This window comes from Embleya sp. NPDC005575, from assembly GCF_040605455.1.
In the GTDB taxonomy this organism is placed as follows: domain Bacteria; phylum Actinomycetota; class Actinomycetes; order Streptomycetales; family Streptomycetaceae; genus Embleya.
This window is the reverse complement of the sequence record NZ_JBEXCV010000010.1, coordinates 1-17490: the sequence shown is the minus strand read 5'-3', so window position 1 is coordinate 17490 and position 17490 is coordinate 1. Positions and strand designations below refer to the sequence as shown.

Below are 17490 nucleotides of genomic sequence, written 5' to 3'. Positions count from 1 at the left end.
CCGCTACAGGTGTAGAGGGCGTGGCACTGACTCTACAGCTGTAGCGGTGATTTCTCTACGGCTGTAGTGGATGAATCTCTATAGCTGTAGAGAAAAGGCCTCTACAGGCGTAGCGACATGGCAGGCTGGCCGTGTGACCACCGCGAAGCGCACCAGCCCCGACCGTCCGGACCGCCTCGTCCTGATCGGCGACACCGCGATCCGCCTGCTCGTCGAGCGCGGCATGCGCGGCCTGACCCATCGCGCCGTCGACGAGGGCGCGGGCCTGCCGCCCGGATCCACCTCGTACTACGCGCGCACGCGCGCCGCGCTCCTGGAGGTGGCGCTCGCGCGGATGACCGTCCTGGAGGCGGGTGAGTTCGCCCCGGCGTTGGCCGACGGAGAGTCGCCCCCCGCCCTGCCGAGCGACTCCGCGGGCATCGCCGATCTGGTCGCGGCGATCGTGGACGCCGCGATTCGGGATGGGCGGGACCAGAAGATCGCCCGCTACGAACTGGCCCTGGAGGCGACCCGCCGGTCCGAGCTGCGCGCGGTGTACGACGAGGCGGGCGCGATGTTCCGGGGTGCGGCGGTGGGCATGCTCGCCGCCCTCGGCTCGTCCGCGCCCGAGCGGCACGGCCGTTTCCTGGTCGCGTGGTGCGAAGGGGTGATGTTCGACTCGATCGCCGGTTCGGGCTGGGCGACGCCGCCGTCGCGGGCCGACATCCGGGTCGGGGTCACCGAAATCCTGTCCGGGATGCTCGCCGGTTCGGCCCCTCGGCCCCCCGGTCGGCCCTTCGGAAATGCCCCAACGAGTGACATGGGCGACTCACCGGATCGTTCGTGACCCCCTTGGTCAAAAGTCGTTTCATCCTGACTTAGTCTGTTCGCTTGTGAGAAATGAGCACGTACGCCAAAAGGGCGATGGGCACCACCGGGTGGGAGAGTCGCACTACCTCCCGGAGTCCGATCTCAAGGACAAGGGGCTGAACCGAAACTCCATCGGCCTGCTGGGGAGCGTGGTCGTCGCCATCTCCACGGTGGCACCGGTGTACACCCTCACCGGCGCGCTCGGACCCACGGTCAACAAGGTCGGCACTCACGCTCCGGCGATCTTCCTGGTCGGCTTCGTCCCGATGTTGCTCGTCGCCTTCGCGTACCGCGAGCTCAGCAAGGCGGTGCCGGACGCGGGCACCTCGTTCACCTGGACGGTCAAGGCGTTCGGCCCGCGGGTGGGCTGGATGTGCGGCTGGGGCCTGGTGATGGCAACCGTCATCGTGTTGTCCAACCTGGCCGGTATCGGCACGTCGTTCTTCTATCTCGCGCTCGGCGAGGCGTTCAACAGCGACTGGGTCAAGGACCTGGACGACAACAAGCTGGTGCACGTGCCCACGTGTCTGGTCTTCATCGCGATCGCCACCGCGATCAGCTATCGCGGCATGACGGTGACCAAGCGGGTCCAGTACGTGCTCGTGGCACTGCAACTCGCGGTGCTCGCGTTGTTCATCGTGATGGCGATCGGCAAGGCCACGGCCGGCGACGTGCCCACGTCGATCCCGTTCTCGTGGGGCTGGTTCAACCCGTTCGGCATCGACGGCGGCTTCACCGCGCTGACCGCGGGTCTGTCGTTGTCGATCTTCATGTACTGGGGTTGGGACACGGCCCTGAGCATCAACGAGGAGACCGCCGGCGGCCCCAAGGTCCCGGGTCGGGCCGCGATCATCTCGGTGCTGTTCATCGTGGTGGCCTACCTGATGACCGGCGTCGCCACGCTGATGTACGCGGGTACCGGAACCACCGGGGTGGGCCTGAACAACGACGAGGACGACAACATCTTCGCGAAACTGGCCGACCCGGTGATGGGTTCGGGCCTGGGCATCCTGATGTTCATCGCGGTGCTCGCCAGCTCGGTCGCCAGCTTGCAGACCACCTTCATTCCGGTCGCCCGCACGCTGCTGTCGATGAGCGCGTACGAGGCGGTGCCCAAGGTGTTCTCGCGTGTGCATCCCACGTTCAAGACGCCGGGCTTCGCGACCGTCTCGGCCGGGGTCGCGACCGGCGCTTTCTATACGATCATGACGGTCCTGTCGGAGAACGTGCTCACCGACACGATCTACGCACTCGGCCTGATGATCTGCTTCTACTACTCGCTGACCGCGTTCTCCTGCGTGTGGTACTTCCGCAAGGACCTCTCGCGCAGCCTCCACGACCTGATGGTCAAGGGCGTCATGCCGGCGCTCGGCGGCCTGATGCTGGGCGCGATCTTCATGAAGACGCTGGTGGACGTGGCCGACCCGAACTACGGCGACGGCAACCGGGTGGCCGGGGTGGGCAGCGTGTTCATCATCGGCGTCGGCCTGTTGGTGCTCGGCGCGGTACTGATGGAGATCCGTCGGATCGTGAGTCCGGCGTTCTTCCGGGGCGAGATCCTCAAGCGGGACACACCGGTGCTGGTGCCGGACGGGGACTGAGGCATCGTCACCGGTCGCGCACGCCACGGGGATGTGTGCGCGACCGGTCGACCCTGGCCTGAGCGGTTAGCGGTTCTGGATCGCGTCCATCGCGACCGCGACGCAGATCGCCAGGCGGCGGTCCATCGTCGAGTCGGGCAGCTTCACCAGGTACTGGTCGCGCAGCTTCATCTGCCGCTCGACGGTCAGCACCGCGTTGCCGCCCTCGTCGACGAAGTCGAAGTGGTAGGTCGGGGCCGGCAACCAGTCACCGACCACGGGTATGAAGCCCCACACGCGGCGCAGGATCGCGCCGAACAGGCTGCGCTCCTGGCCCACCGCCTTGGGTGCGTCCGGGCGTTCGAGGTTCCAGGTGGAGCGCAGGAGGGACTTCTTGAAGTCCTTCGAGAACATGCCGAGGTTGCTGCCCTCGATGCCGGTCACGTCGTGCTGTGCGCGGATGTCGAGCATCTGGCGCGCCTTGAACCGGGCGAGTTCGGTGGTCTTGGTGTCATCCGTGTAGAGGATGACCTCTTCCTTGAGCTTGCCGCGCTTTTGCTGCGCGAACGCGATCACCGGCCCGTGTTGCCCGTCCGGACCGACCAGGTGCACCACGTACTGGTTCACGATCGGGCGGAAGTTCTGGCGGATGATCAGCTGTGTCTCGTTCTGGAACGGCATGGTCATGACGTGCGGGATCCCCCCAGGGATACGGAGCGTTGGCGTATCTGTCCGCCGGAAGCGCACAACCTACAGGTGTTCGAACGACATGGGCAGCCGAGATTTCGCCGGAGAGGAAACCTTTCCCTACCGACGCCGGTCCGGCGAGGCCGCTGCGCGCCGGCCGGTGCGGCGTCGCACCCGCCCGAGGTGCCGGGTGGGGGTGGGGTCAACTCGCGAGTGCGGCCAAACGGAGGTCGATGACCAGGGTGTCGACGGCTTCGCGGTCGGGGTGGTCGGGGAGGACCGAGTCGATCGCGTCGAGAGCGGCCTTCTCCTGTTCGAAGCGCAGCGTGAATGCCTCGGGGTCCTCGGCGGCCAGTCGGCCCACGGCGAACAGGTCCTCGCGGTGGGCGCTCACATCGAGAAGCAATTCGCCGGTGCGCAGCAGCTGTTGCGCCTGAAGCAGCAGCCGCAGGCAGTGCCGGCCGTGCTTGGCGGTGCGCTTGGCCGTGTCGGCGGAGAACCCTTCCTTGCCCGCCTCGTGCCGGCCCAGCAGCCGCTTGGCTTGCTGGACGGCATAGCCGCCGTACGCGTTCCGTACGTACTCCGTGGACAGGAACGCGTTACGCAGCGCGCGGAGTCGGCGCCCGGCCTCGGTCTCGACCCGGTACTCGGGGAGCCAGAGCAACTCGGTGATCGTCGGGTTGCACTTGAGCGCCAGGCCGCAGTACTTGCCCAGTTCGTGCATCGTCACATCGGGCTTCGTGGTCACCTGGGAGCCGCTGGTCACGTTGGCGCCGTTCAGCCCGAGAACTTCGCGCGAGTCGGCGATGTACACCCCGAGCAGGTCCTCGTCCGACTCCGCCGTGGCCAGCCCGTAGGCGGTCGAGCCGACCACTCCCATCAGCAATGTGCGCATCTCGCCGATCCCCGCTTCCCCGTGATCCTGCCGCCGATCCCGCAGTATCCGACATCCCGCGTGCGATGCGAATCCCGTTTTCCCGTGTGGCCGGGCCGTCGGGCCCGGCGGGTCGGCGCGTGGGCCGGGGCGACGCCCCGGACCGCCGGCGGCGGCGTCGAGTGGTCCCGATCACTTCCGACTCCCTTTGCATATACCCCATGGGGGTATAGATTTCGGATGTGGCCGCCACCAGGGCCACCGAGCGGCCCGACCGGGCCCGCTCGGCCACATCGCTCGATGCTCGGGAGATCGCCATGACCGTCCACGCCGCCCCCACCACCCCCGAGGGCCTCCAGGTCTCGCGTGACGGCTACACGCTGGTCCCGGTCGCCGCCCCCGCCGGCACCTTCGCGTTCCGCATCGACGGTCCCGACGGAGCCCCGGTGCGCGAATACCTACCGCAGCACGACAAGGACCTGCACCTGATCGTGGTCCGTCGCGACCTGAGCGGCTTCCGGCACGTGCACCCGGTGCTCGGCGAGGACGGCGTCTGGACCCAGGAGCTGACTTTCGACCGGGCAGGCACGTACCGGGTCTTCACCGACTTCGCCCCGGCCGCGACCGGCACCCCGCTCACCCTCGCCGCGGACGTCCACGTGGCCGGCGACTTTCGCCCGGTGCCGCTGCCCGCGCCCGCCCCGACCGCCGAGGTGGACGGCTACACGGTGACCCTGGCCGGTGAGCCGGCCGCCGGACAGGGTGCGCACATCACCCTCACGGTCGCCCGGGACGGCCGGCCCGTCACCGACCTGGAGCCCTACCTCGCCGCGTTCGGCCACCTCGTGGTGCTGCGCGAGGGCGACCTCGCCTACCTGCACGTGCACCCGGGCGGCGCGCCCGGCGACGGGGTCACCCCGGCCGGCCCGGAGATCGCCTTTCACACCGAGCTGCCCAGCGTCGGCACCTACCGGTTCTTCCTCGACTTCAAGCACGGCGGGGTGGTGCGGACCGCCGAGTTCACCGTCGAGGCCGACAAGCCCGCGGCGCCGGCCGGCGGGCACGGGCAGTCCCAGGCCGTCGACCCGCACGCGGGCCATCACGGGCACCACGGTCACCACCAGGGCTGACCCGTACAGCGACAAACGGCGACCCCGACCCGACACCGACGCGGCTCCGGCATCCCGGGCCCGCGTCGGTGCCGTGTTTTCCCGGAAAGCGGGGTACCTGAGCGATGCCCGACGCTCACCCCGCCCCGCTCGGAGGGCCGCATGGCCGACGACGATCAACCGCGACAACCTCCCGCCGTCACCCGATCAGCCCACTTCGCACATGCCCAGGCCCCTTCGCGCCGTCGATCGTCGTAGCGCGCCGACCCTTCCGCAGCCAAGTGACCGGCCGTTAACATCCGGAAGTTGCCTTCGACAGACATCGACACACGTCGACATGCTTCGTCAGGCGAGGAGGCGAGCTCGTGCCCGTTCTTCGTTCCCGGCTCGACCCCCGGTCGGACACCTACCGGGACAACCGCTCGACGCAACTCGCCGCGCTCGCGGCGCTGCACGAACAGCTCGACCTGGCCCGCGCCGGCGGCGGCGAGCGCTACGTCCAACGGCACCTGGCGCGGGGCCGGCTGACCGCGCGTCAGCGCATCGAGCTGCTGCTCGACCAGGACGCGCCCTTCCTCGAACTGTCCTCGCTCGCCGCGTGGGGCACCGAGTTCACCGTCGGTGCGGGCCTGGTCACCGGCATCGGCCCGGTCGCCGGCGTGGAGTGCGTGTTGATCGCCAACGACCCGACGGTGCGCGGTGGTTCGCTCAACCCGTACGCGCTGCGCAAAAACCTGCGCGCGCTGGAGATCGCCCGCCGCAACCGGCTGCCCGTGATCAGCCTGGTCGAGTCCGGCGGCGCCGATCTGCCGACCCAGGCCGAGCTGTTCGTGCCCGGCGGGCGGGTCTTCCACGACCTGACCGAGCTGTCCGCACTGGGCATTCCCACCATTGCCCTGGTGTTCGGCAACTCGACGGCGGGCGGCGCGTACATCCCGGGCCTGTGTGACCATTCGGTGCTCGTCGCGGGGCAGGCCAAGGTGTTCCTGGGCGGCCCACCGCTGGTGCGGATGGCCACCGGCGAGGAGGCCGACGACGAGGAACTGGGCGGGGCCGCCATGCACGCGCGGGTGTCCGGTCTGGCCGACCACTACGCCGTGGACGAGTACGACTGCCTGCGGATCGGGCGGCGGATCGTGGCCGAGCTGAACTGGCGCAAGCACGGCCCCGGGCCGACCCACCCGGCGGACGAGCCGCTGTACGACATCGACGAGGTGCTCGGCCTGGTCTCGGCGGACCTGCGTGTCCCCTTCGATCCGCGCGAGGTGCTGGCCCGGGTGGTGGACGGTTCGCGGTTCGGCGAGTACAAGCCCGGTTACGGGACCAGCCTGGTCACCGGGTGGGCATCGGTGCACGGCTTCCCGGTCGGGGTGTTGGCCAACGCGCGCGGTGTGCTGTTCGGCGAGGAGTCGCGCAAGGCCGCGGAGTTCATCCAGTTGGCGAATCGCTCGGACACCCCGCTGTTGTTCCTACAGAACACCACCGGCTACATGGTGGGCACCGCCTACGAGCAGGGCGGCATCGTCAAGGACGGCGCCAAGATGATCAACGCGGTGACCAACTCGACCGTGCCGCACCTGACCCTGAACATCGGGGCGTCCTTCGGCGCCGGCAACTACGGCATGTCGGGCCGCGCCTTCGACCCGCGGCTGCTGTTCGCCTGGCCGACCGCCAAGCTCGCGGTGATGGGCGCCGCGCAACTGGCCGGCGTGTTGTCCATCGTCGGCCGACAGGCCGCCGCGGCGCGCGGGATCGCCTTCGACGAGGAGGTGGACGAACTGCGGCGCGGCGCTATCGAGGCGCAGATCGAGCGCGAATCACACGCCTTCTTCGTCACCGCGCGGCTGTACGACGATGGTGTGATCGATCCGCGCGACACCCGTACCGTGCTCGGCATCGCGCTGTCCGCGGCCCACTCGGCACCGGTCGCGGGCACCACCGGATACGGGGTCTTCCGGATGTGACGCCGCCCGAAAGCACCGCGGGCACCCGGCCGCCCGGGACCCGACCCGGCGCGCACGCGCCCCGCACCGAACCCGGAACCCGCACATCGAGGGGATCGTATGCCGCTCATCCGCAGGCTGTTGATCGCCAACCGCGGCGAGATCGCGGTCCGGATCGCCCGCACCGCGCACACGATGGGCATCGACACCGTGGCCGTGTACGCCGATCCGGACACCGACTCGCCGCACGTCGCGGCGGCCGATCAGGCGGTGCGGCTGCCCGGCGACGCCGCCGCGGACACCTACCTGCGCGGTGACCTGCTGATCGAGGCGGCCCGCACGACCGGCGCCGATGCGGTGCATCCGGGCTACGGATTCCTGTCCGAGAACGCCGACTTCGCCCGGCGCGTCGAAGCCGCCGGGCTCGTCTTCGTGGGGCCCGCACCGGAGACCATCGCTGCGATGGGCGACAAGCTCGCCGCGAAGGAACTGCTCGGCGCCGCCGGCGTGCCGGTGCTGCCCGGCGGGATCGTTCGCGAGGACCGGGACGCGCGCGAACTCGCCGCCCGGATCGGCTTCCCGCTCCTGGTCAAGGCCGCCTTCGGCGGCGGCGGCCGAGGCATGCGCACCGTGCGCGAACAGGCTGCCCTGGCCGAGGCGGTGGCCGCCGCCCGACGCGAGGCCGGTGCCGCGTTCGGCAACGACACCATTTTCCTGGAGCGACTGGTGGAGCGCCCCCGGCACGTCGAGGTGCAGATCTTCGGGGACACCCACCGGAACGTGCTCGCACTCTTCGAGCGGGACTGCTCGATCCAGCGCCGGCACCAGAAGCTGATCGAGGAGAGCCCGTCGCCGGCCGTCGACCCGGCGCTGCGCACCCGGCTGTGCGCGGCCGCGGTGGCCGCCGGCCGGGCGATCGGCTATGTCGGAGCGGGCACCGTGGAGTTCGTGCTCGACCGTGCCGGCGCGTTCCACCTTCTGGAGGTCAACACCCGACTCCAGGTCGAGCACCCGGTCACCGAACTCACCACCGGCCTCGACCTGGTCCGGCTGCAACTCCTGGTTGCCCAGGGCCATCCGCTGCCCGCCGAACCGGTCGCCGCGGGCCACGCGATCGAGGCCCGGCTGTACGCGGAGGACCCGATCCGCGGCTACGCACCCTCGGTCGGCACGCTGCACCGCTTCGAACTCGCCGAGCGGGACGGCATCCGGGTGGACACCGGGGTGACCGACGGCAGCCGGATCGGCCCGCACTACGACGCGCTGCTGGCCAAGGTGATCGCGTACGCCCCGACCCGCGACGAGGCCTGCCGCAGGCTCGCCCACGCGCTCTCCCGGGCCCGGCTGCACGGCGTCCGCACCAATCGCGACCTGCTCGTGGGCATCCTGCGCTCGCCCGAATTCATGGCCGGCGACGCGGACACCGGCTTCCTGGACCGGCACCCCGCAGCCGAACTGTGCGTCGGTGACCCGGCGGCACCGGCGATCCACGCCGCCGCTGCCGCGCTCGCCGGGCAGGCCGAACGGCGCGCGGCGGCCCGCGTCCTGGGTGGTATCCCGAGCGGCTGGCGCAACGTCCGCAGCGCGGACCAGCAGGTGACCTACGAACACGACACCAACGGCCGCACGGTCGTGTCCTATCGCCTGCCGAACCAGGTCGCGATCGACGGAAAGCCTCTGCCCGGCCTGGTTGTTCATGCCGCACACGCTGATCGGGTGGACCTGACCGCGGACGGCGTGCGGCGCACCGTCTCGGTACATCGGGTCGGCGACACGATCCACCTGGACAGCCCGCTGGGCGCGAGCGAGCTGACGGAGCTGCCGCGGCTGCCGGAACCGGCCGAACCCGCGGCCGAACCCGCCGGTTCGTTGCTGGCCACGATGCCCGGCACGGTGGTCCGGGTCGTGGTCGCCGAGGGCGACCACGTCGCGGCCGGACAGCTCGTGCTGGCCGTGGAGGCGATGAAGATGGAGCACGAGGTGACCGCACCACACCCGGGCGTCGTTCGCCGACTGCCGGTCGGCCTCGGCGAACCGGTCGACGCCGGCGCGGTGTTGGCGATCGTGACCGCTGACGCGGAGGCGGCCGGATGAGCGACACCGGGAACGAGACTACGCCCGCCGCCCGTCGCCCGGTCCGGATCGCGAACTGCTCGGGCTTCTACGGCGATCGCCGGGCCGCCGCGCGCGAGATGGTCGAGGGCGGCCCGATCGACGTGCTCACCGGCGACTACCTGGCCGAACTGACCATGTCCATTCTGTGGAAGGCCCGGGCCAAGGACCCCGACGCCGGCTACGCGCGCACCTTCGTGGCCCAGCTGGAGCAGGTCATGGGCACGTGCCTGGACCGCGGCATCCGGATCGTCTCCAACGCCGGCGGACTCAACCCGGCGGGCCTGGCCGAGCGGCTGCGGGCGAGCGCGGAACGCCTGGGGCTGGCCCCGCGGATCGCCTACGTGACCGGTGACGACGTGCTGGACCTGATCGACGCGGGACCGCGCGCGGTGACCGCCAACGCCTATCTCGGCGGCTGGGGCATCGCCGAGGCGCTCGCCGAGGGCGCCGACATCGTGGTCTGCCCACGGGTGACCGACGCCTCCCTGGTGGTCGGGCCCGCCGCCTGGTGGCACAGCTGGCGACGCACCGACCACGACCGGCTCGCCGGCGCCATCGTCGCGGGCCACGTGATCGAGTGCGGCCCCCAGGCCACCGGCGGCAACTACCCGTTCTTCGGCGACCTCCCGCGCCTGCAACGCCCGGGCCGCACGAACGACTTCGCGCTGGACACCCGCCGCCCCGGCTTCCCGATCGCGGAGGTGGCCGCCGACGGTTCGTCGGTGATCACCAAACACCCGGGCACCGGCGGCCTGGTGTCGATCGGCACGGTCACCGCGCAACTCCTGTACGAGATCGCCGGACCCGCCTACGCCAACCCCGACGCGGTGGCCCGCTTCGACACCATCACGCTAGGCACGGCGGGTCCCGACCGGGTGCGGATCCGCGGCGTGCGCGGGCTGCCGCCGCCGCCGACCCTCAAGGTCGCCGTCAACGAACTCGGCGGCTACCGCAACACCATGACGATGGTGCTGACCGGCCTGGACATCGAGACCAAGGCCGCACACGCCGAACGCATGCTCTTCGACACGCTCGGGGGCCGGGATCGGTTCGCCGAGGTGGACGTGCGGCTGCTGCGCTACGACCGACCCGACGCGCCGACCAACGAGCAGGCCACCGCGCATCTGCGGATCACCGTCAAGGACCCCGACGCCGGCAAGGTCGGCCGGGCCTTCTCCGGCGCGGTCGTCGAACTCGCGCTGGCCGGCTACCCGGGCTTTCACACCACCACCCCACCCACCGCCGAGACCGCCTACGGCGTCTTTCGCGCCGCGTGGATCCCGGCGACCGAGGTCGAGCACACCGTGGTGCTGCCCGACGGCACGTCCCGCCCGATCGCGCCGCCCGAGCACACCGCGCCGTTGCCCGATGCGACATCCCCGCCGGAAGCACCCGCTCGTACCGCAGGACCGACCCGCCGGGTTCCGCTCGGGCTGGTCTGTGGCGCCCGCTCCGGCGACAAGGGCGGCGACGCCAACCTGGGCCTGTGGGCCCGCGACGACGCCGGATTCCGCTGGCTGCGCGGGCATCTGACGGTGGATCGGCTGCGCGAACTGCTCCCGGAGGCCGCCGCGCTGCCGATCGAGCGCCACGTGCTGGCGAACCTGCGCGCGGTCAACTTCGTGATCACCGGCCTGCTCGGTGAAGGCGTCGCGGCCTCCACCCGCCCGGATCCACAGGCGAAGGGCCTGGCCGAGTACATCCGGTCCCGGCATACCGACATCCCCACGACGCTGTTGGACGGGTGAGCCATGCACTTCCGGGAGAGCGACGAACACCGGGCCCTGCGCGCGGCGGTGGGCGCGATCACCGACGGATTCGGCCCCGGCTACTTCGCCGAACACAGCCGCGACCGCCGACCCACCACCGAGCTGTGGCAGGCACTGGGCAGGCACGGCTACATCGGCGTCAATCTGCCCGAGGAGTACGGCGGTGGCGGCGGCGGTCTGGTCGAGCTGGCGATCGTCTGCGAGGAGGTCGCCGCGCACGGCTGCCCGCTGCTGTTGCTCCTGGTCTCCGGCGCGATCGCCGGCGAGGTGCTCACCCGGTTCGGCACCGCCGAGCAGAAGAGCACCTGGCTGCCGCGCCTGGCGACAGGCCGGGGCAAGATCGTGTTCGCGATCACCGAGCCGGATGCCGGCTCCAACACCCACCGCCTGGCCACCACGGCGACCCGGGACGGCGACGGCTGGTTGTTGCGCGGCACCAAGCAATTCATCTCCGGAGTCGACGAGGCCGACGCGATCCTGGTGGTCGCCCGGACCGGCACCGACCCCGGCTCCGGCCGCAGCCGGCTCTCGCTGTTCCTGGTCGACGCCGCCGACCCGCGCCTGACCGCGACCCCGCTGGCCATCGAAGGCTCGGCGCCCGAGCGGCAGTTCACGCTCTTCTTCGACGACGTACCGGTCTGCGCCGACCGGTTGATCGGCACCGAGGGCGACGGACTGCGCCAGGTCTTCCACGGCCTCAACCCGGAACGGGTGACCGGTGCCGCGCTGGGCGTGGGCATCGCCCGGTACGCGCTGGCCCGAGCCGCCGACTACGCCCGCACCCGCGAGGTGTGGGGCCGCCCGATCGGCACCCACCAGGCGATCGCCCACCCGCTCGCCGAGGCCGCGATCGAGGTCGAGCTGGCCGCGCTGATGACGGCCCGGGCGGCCTGGCTGCACGACGCGGGCGAGGCGATGGCCAAGGCCGCCGGAGAGGCCGCCAACATGGCCAAGTACGCCGCCGCCGAGGCCGCCATCCACGCGGTGGACGCCGCCATCCAGACCCACGGCGGCAACGGCATGAGCCGCGACTACGGTCTGGTGCCCCTGTGGGGCATGGCCCGGACGTTGCGGATCGCACCGGTGAGCCGGGAGATGATCCTCAATCATGTGGCGCAGCACACACTCGAGTTGCCGCGATCGTACTGATCGCCCCCTACGCGCGTACTCATCGCCTGTACGACCACGGAGGACTCGGCGCACCTGAGTGCGACTTGTGAATGACCCGGTTCGGGACTCGGGATCGACGCGGCAGGACGCGGCCTGGCACAAAATAGACGGGCAGGCTGCTCCGCTCCCGGCGCGACTGCGCGGGGTGTTCGCCGGGACCGGCGCCATCGGTCGGGCTCGGCGAAGAAGGCAGTGGGAGCGTGGATCAAGTGCCGGCGGGGCGCCCCTTGTGGGACGTGGACATCACGAGCATGTGGTTCGTCATAGGCATGGCGGTCGCCACGGCCGGCACCGCCTTCGCCACCATCTGGTTCTGGAACCGCCCCACGCTCCAGCGCACCCGCCGGATCTGCACGCTGCTGTTCACCCAGCTCATGGTCACCTTCACCATCCTGGCCGCGGTCAACGCGCAGATGTACTTCTACTCGACCCTGTCCGACCTGATGCACATCGCGGACGGGCCGCCGGTGCCGGACGTGCCGGTGTCCACCGTCAAGGTCAAGCACCTCGACCCCAGGCCGGCCGTCCCGTTCTCCGACGACAACGGCAACGGGCTGCCGTTGATGGTCACCAAGCCCCCACTGACCGACCAGCCCAGGACCCGGCACCCACGCCGGCCCGGCGCGGATCCCAAACACGGCGTGCTGGTCAACACCACCATCCAGGGCACCCGCACCGGCTACCGGCTCGACACCTTCGTCTACTTGCCCGCTGCCTACTTCACCCCGGACAACGCCCGCACCCGCTTCCCGGTCATCCAGCTCACCTCCGGCTTCCCGGGCACCCCCGACACGTGGCTGCGCCGGATGAAGGTGCACCAGATGCTTTCCGGGCTGATGGAATCGGGCCGGATGCCGCCGGCGATCGTGGTGATCGCGGCGCAGAACCCGATCGCGGGCCGGGACAGCGAGTGTGTGGACGCCCCCGGGGGCGCGCGCGCCGACACCTACCTGGGCCAGGACGTGCCGGATGCCATAGCGGCCAACTTCCGCACCGCGCCCGCGCCCGCCGGGTGGGGTTTGTTGGGCTACTCCACCGGCGGCTTCTGCTCGGTGAACCTGGCCCTGCGCCACCCCGACCGCTACACCGCGGCGGCCAGTCTCTCCGGCTACTTCAAGGCGATCACCGACGTGACCACCGGCGACCTGTACCGCGGCGACGACGCGCTGCGCCGAGCGAACAGCCCGCTCCACACCATTGACGACACGCGCAGGCCGCCGGTTCGGATGTACCTGTTCGCGGCCAAGGGCGAGGGCAAGACGGCCCGGGAGGCCCGCGAGTTCGCCCGTAAGCTGCGGCCGACGGACACCGTGAAGGTGCAGATAGAGCCGTCCGGCGGGCACAACTTCGGCACCTGGGCCAGGGGCCTGCCGGCCGCGTTCGAGTGGCTGGGACGCGAGTTGGCGTCGGCACCGGGCGGCGAGGTAGGCGGGCCGGCCTTCGCGGGCGGGCGACCGCTGCACTGAGCGCGTGCTCGGCGGCGAACCGGGTACGCCGGCTCGGGCGCGGCCGACCTCTTCAGTACGGCCGGGTACGGTGCGAGACTTCTGCGGCGCCATCCGAACGGAAGCTCAGGGAGCCCGCGCCCGGTTCGGGATCGGGACACCGTCGCACCGAGACGAGGATCGCCCATGCATCCCGGTGTCATCGCCGCCGCGCATCCCGACCGCCCCGCCGTGATCATGGCCGGCACCGGCCGGGTCGTCCGCTATGCCGAACTGGATGCGGAGTCCAACCGCTTCGCGCACCTGCTGTACGACGCCGGGCTGCGCCCCGGGGACCACATCGCCATCGCGTTGGAGAATCATCCGCTCTACCTCGCGCTCACGTGGGTCGCACAACGTTCCGGCCTGATCTACACGCCGGTCGGCGTACGACTACACCCCGACGAGCTGGCCTACGTCGTGAACAACTGCGGTGCCCGCGTGTTCGTCTCCTCCGCGGCGACGGCCGACCTCGCGGGCGCCATCCGTGAGCGGGCGCCCCGGGTGGAGCGGTGGCTGATGCTGGACGGCGCGATCCCCGGATTCGAACCGTACGAGGTCGCGGTCCGCACCTGCCCGAGCACGCCGATCGCCACCGAGTTCGAGGGCGCGGACATGCTCTACTCGTCCGGCACCACCGGTCGCCCCAAGGGCGTACTGCCCAACCGTGAGGACCACTTGCTGGGCACCGGACCGGCCCTGACGCTGTTCCACCTGATCGGCGCGCTCTACGGGATGGACATCTCGGGCGAGGGCGGCGACGTCTACCTGTGTCCCGCGCCGCTCTACCACGCGGCGCCGCTGCGCTACTGCATGCAGTTCCTGCGGGCCGGGCACACCGTGGTCGTGCTGGAACGTTTCGATCCGGAGGCCGCGCTGGCCGCCATCGAGCGCCATCGGGTGACGCACAGCCAGTGGGTGCCGACGATGTTCGTCCGGATGCTCAAGCTGCCGGCCGAGGTGCGCGAGCGCTACGACCTGTCGTCGCTGCGCTACGCGGTGCACGCCGCCGCGCCGTGTCCGCCCGACGTCAAGGAACGCATGCTGGACTGGTGGGGGCCGGTGCTGTACGAGTACTACGCCGGTACCGAGGGCAACGGCTACGTCGGCTGCACCCCCGAGGAATGGCTCGCGCACCGGGGCACGGTGGGGCGGGCGATCCTGGGCACGCCACACATCTGCGACGGCGCGGGCCGCGAACTGCCGGTGGGCGAGGAGGGCATCGTCTACTTCGCCGACGGGCCGCAGTTCTCGTATCACGGCGACCCGGACAAGACCGAGGCCGGCCGCGACCCGGCGGGCCGGGGGTGGACCACACTCGGCGACATCGGGCACCTGGACGCGGACGGCTACCTGTATCTGACGGATCGCCAAGCGCACATGATCATCAGCGGTGGGGTGAACATCTACCCGCAGGAGGTGGAGAACCTGCTCGCGCTGCATCCGGCGATCGCCGACGTCGCGGTGTTCGGCGTCCCGGACGAGGAACTGGGCGAACAGGTCAAGGCGGTCGTACAGCCCGCCGAAGGCACTGCGGCGGGACCGGAGTTGGCCCGCGAGCTGATCGCCTACTGCCGGGCGCGGATCGCCCACCACAAATGCCCGCGCTCGGTGGACTTCCGCGCCGAGTTGCCCCGGCACCCGACCGGAAAGCTGTACAAGCGGCTGCTCGTCGACGAATACCGCGCGGCGGCGACGGGTTCGGCCTGAGCACCGGGAATCACCTTGACGCACGGCGTGATCGCCTTGGTACGGTCCGCGCGTGTTCACCCTTGCCGAACCTCCGGTCTTCGCCCGCCTGCGGGATGCCCGCTCCGTATTGATCGCCGGGGCGGGTGGTGGCTTCGACGTGTTTTCCGGACTGCCGCTGGGCCTGGCACTGGCCGAGCAGGGCAAGCGGGTGCACTACGCGAACCTGTCGTTCGTGACCGTGGATCGATTGCCGTCGTCGAGTCGGCTGTTGCCCGGACTCGCTGCGGTGCGGCCGGACACGCCGGGCAACGACGACTACTTCCCGGAGCGCACACTGGCGACCTGGCTCGGCCGCAACGGCTTCGCAGACACCGTGTATGCGTTCGGGAAGACCGGGGTGGTGCCGCTGCGGGCCGCGTATCGGCGGCTGGTCAAGGACCTGGACGTGGACGCGATCGTGCTCGTGGACGGCGGCACCGACATCCTGATGCGCGGCGACGAGGCGTCGTTGGGCACCCCGGAGGAGGACATGACCAGCCTCGCCGCGGTGGCCGGCGTGCGGGTGCCGATCCGGCTGGTCGCCTCGCTCGGCTTCGGCATCGACGCCTACCACGGCATCTGCCATGCGCAGGTGCTGGAGAACCTGGCGGCGCTGACCCGGGAGGGGCACTACCTCGGCGCGTTGTCGATCCCGCGCGAATCGCGGGAGGGAGCGCTGTTCCTGGACGCGGTGGCGTACGCGAACCGGGTCACCCCGCTGCGGCCGAGCATCGTGCAGGGGTCGGTCGCCTCGGCCCTGCACGGGCGGTTCGGCGACGCGCACTTCACCGAACGCACGGGCAACAGCGAGCTGTTCATCAATCCCTTGATGAGCATGTACTTCACCGTCGATCTGGTCGGGCTGGCCGAGCGCTCGTTGTACCTGTCCCGGTTGGAGGGCAGCGAGAGCATCCGGGACGTCGCCCGGCGGATCGCGGACTTCCGGGACGAGTTGGCGTTCACCCGGCCGCGGCAGGCGATTCCGCACTGAGGGGTGGGCGGGGGCGGCCTCGGCCCCGGCCGCGGTGCCGGGCACGCCGGCGGACCGCGCGGCCGTGGTGATCGGGCGTCAGGTTTCGTGCAGTGGGCGGTAGTCCTCCGGGCTCAGGCCGAACGTCCAGGCCACGCCCTCGCGGGCGGTTTCGGTGTCCGGGGGTACGCGCAGCCAGTAGGTGCGGGTGCTGCCGTCCGGTTCGGGGGTGGAGTTGAGCACCTCGACCATCACGATCGGTTCGTCGTCGTCGAGTTCGATCTCCCACAACACGCCGGTCTCGTCCCGGTCCAGCGGCTGGGCGCCGACCTCGCGCAGGTAGCGGTCGTAGCCGTAGATCTCCAGCATCACCCGGCGCAGCTCGGCGTTGCCCTCGTTGTGGATCGCGCGCACGGTCAGCCGGCTGCCGCCGGGGCCGAGGCCGCCGACGAAGTCGGCCGGTACGGGCATGCCGCGCCACGCGTGCAGCGCGAAGCCGTCGGCGTAGGTCAGCGCGGGGCCGTCGCCGTTGTGCAGCCGCGACTGGTCGTCGCGGTGCATCGTGGTGGGCCGCTCGCTGACCAGCACGACCCGCTCGTACGGCCACCACCAGCCGACGTGCCGGGCGACCTCGCCGAGTTCGGCCAGGACCGGGAAGTCGAACTGCGGGAAGCGCTCCTTGAGCCCGTCGAAGACCGCGAGCCAGGCCGCGTCGTGCTGGCCGCCCAGGGCGCTGTGCGTGGTCGCGCGGACCTTGTCCGCGACGTCCCAGCGGCTTCGGGAGGCGGGGGTGCGCACGGAGGGGTCCCACGCGCCGACGCCGGAGTGCACGGCCTCGCGGATTCGCTCGGTGAGCTGCCGGGTGGGCTCCCACAGCCGCTCGGCCCCCTCGGCCCAGGCGAGGTCCCAGCCTGCCTTGCCCAGCGCGGCGGTTGCCTCGGCCTTGGCGGCCGTCCAGGGGCCGCTCCAGAGCCGTTCCTGCACGGGTCGACCCGGGCGGCCGGGCACCTTCACCGACAGCCGGGTGGCGGCCAGATCGGCGGGCTTGCAACTGCCCGCCGCCACGGCCGCGGCCACCGCCGCCGCGAGCGGCGAGTCGTACCAGACCACGCGCTCCGGTTCGGGCAACCCCGCGGCCCGATACACGGCCCGGATGGCCTCCTCGGCGGCGGGCCGATCGGCGGGCCCGGTGGCGGCGGCCACGTGCGC

Annotated in this window: 13 protein-coding genes; 10 read left to right on the top strand and 3 right to left on the bottom strand. The window is 71.0% G+C overall.

Annotation, left to right across the window (positions count from 1 at the left end; genetic code table 11):
* The first annotated feature begins 133 nt into the window (after positions 1–133).
* Together ABZS54_RS05395 and ABZS54_RS05390 are read left to right on the top strand one after the other, a co-directional pair.
* A complete protein-coding gene (locus ABZS54_RS05395; RefSeq protein ID WP_355531294.1) occupies positions 134–826 on the top strand; it encodes a TetR/AcrR family transcriptional regulator in 693 nt (230 codons plus the stop codon).
* A gap of 91 nt (positions 827–917) precedes the next feature.
* Positions 918–2450: an APC family permease gene (locus ABZS54_RS05390; RefSeq protein ID WP_355531426.1), complete on the top strand. Its 1533-nt coding sequence runs from the start codon at positions 918–920 to the stop codon at positions 2448–2450.
* Between the two features lie 66 nt (positions 2451–2516).
* On the opposite strand, the gene ABZS54_RS05385 is transcribed toward ABZS54_RS05390, so the two are convergent.
* On the bottom strand, positions 2517–3116 hold the full coding sequence (locus ABZS54_RS05385) for a hypothetical protein (protein ID WP_355531292.1): 600 nt from the start codon (positions 3114–3116) through the stop codon (positions 2517–2519).
* 202 nt (positions 3117–3318) lie between these two features.
* Complete coding sequence (locus tag ABZS54_RS05380; RefSeq protein ID WP_355531290.1) at positions 3319–4011, bottom strand: nucleotidyltransferase domain-containing protein; 693 nt, start codon at positions 4009–4011, stop codon at positions 3319–3321.
* Between the two features lie 221 nt (positions 4012–4232).
* Here ABZS54_RS05380 and ABZS54_RS05375 point away from each other — a divergent pair, with 221 nt between their 5' ends.
* From ABZS54_RS05375 to ABZS54_RS05340, 8 genes are all read left to right on the top strand, one after another.
* Positions 4233–5120: a hypothetical protein gene (locus ABZS54_RS05375; RefSeq protein WP_355531288.1), complete on the top strand. Its 888-nt coding sequence runs from the start codon at positions 4233–4235 to the stop codon at positions 5118–5120.
* Between the two features lie 344 nt (positions 5121–5464).
* Positions 5465–7063, top strand: a complete 1599-nt coding sequence (locus ABZS54_RS05370; protein WP_355531286.1) for a carboxyl transferase domain-containing protein — start codon at positions 5465–5467, stop codon at positions 7061–7063.
* A gap of 99 nt (positions 7064–7162) precedes the next feature.
* Complete coding sequence (locus tag ABZS54_RS05365) at positions 7163–9136, top strand: biotin carboxylase N-terminal domain-containing protein (RefSeq protein WP_355531284.1); 1974 nt, start codon at positions 7163–7165, stop codon at positions 9134–9136.
* A complete protein-coding gene (locus tag ABZS54_RS05360) occupies positions 9133–10905 on the top strand; it encodes an acyclic terpene utilization AtuA family protein (RefSeq protein WP_355531282.1) in 1773 nt (590 codons plus the stop codon). Before ABZS54_RS05365 ends, ABZS54_RS05360 begins: the two co-directional genes overlap by 4 nt.
* 3 nt (positions 10906–10908) lie before the next feature.
* Positions 10909–12075, top strand: a complete 1167-nt coding sequence (locus ABZS54_RS05355; protein WP_355531280.1) for an acyl-CoA dehydrogenase family protein — start codon at positions 10909–10911, stop codon at positions 12073–12075.
* A gap of 257 nt (positions 12076–12332) precedes the next feature.
* Positions 12333–13562, top strand: coding sequence for an alpha/beta hydrolase-fold protein (locus ABZS54_RS05350; RefSeq protein WP_355531278.1), 1230 nt, complete (start codon positions 12333–12335; stop codon positions 13560–13562).
* Positions 13563–13727: 165 nt separating this feature from the next.
* The gene (locus ABZS54_RS05345; protein WP_355531276.1) at positions 13728–15290 is read left to right on the top strand and encodes an AMP-binding protein; all 1563 of its coding nucleotides are present in this window, start codon (positions 13728–13730) and stop codon (positions 15288–15290) included.
* A 52-nt stretch (positions 15291–15342) separates the two neighbouring features.
* On the top strand, positions 15343–16302 hold the full coding sequence (locus ABZS54_RS05340) for a DUF1152 domain-containing protein (protein WP_355531274.1): 960 nt from the start codon (positions 15343–15345) through the stop codon (positions 16300–16302).
* Between the two features lie 78 nt (positions 16303–16380).
* On the opposite strand, the gene ABZS54_RS05335 is transcribed toward ABZS54_RS05340, so the two are convergent.
* A complete protein-coding gene (locus tag ABZS54_RS05335; protein ID WP_355531424.1) occupies positions 16381–17484 on the bottom strand; it encodes a DUF6745 domain-containing protein in 1104 nt (367 codons plus the stop codon).
* Positions 17485–17490 lie beyond the last annotated feature (6 nt).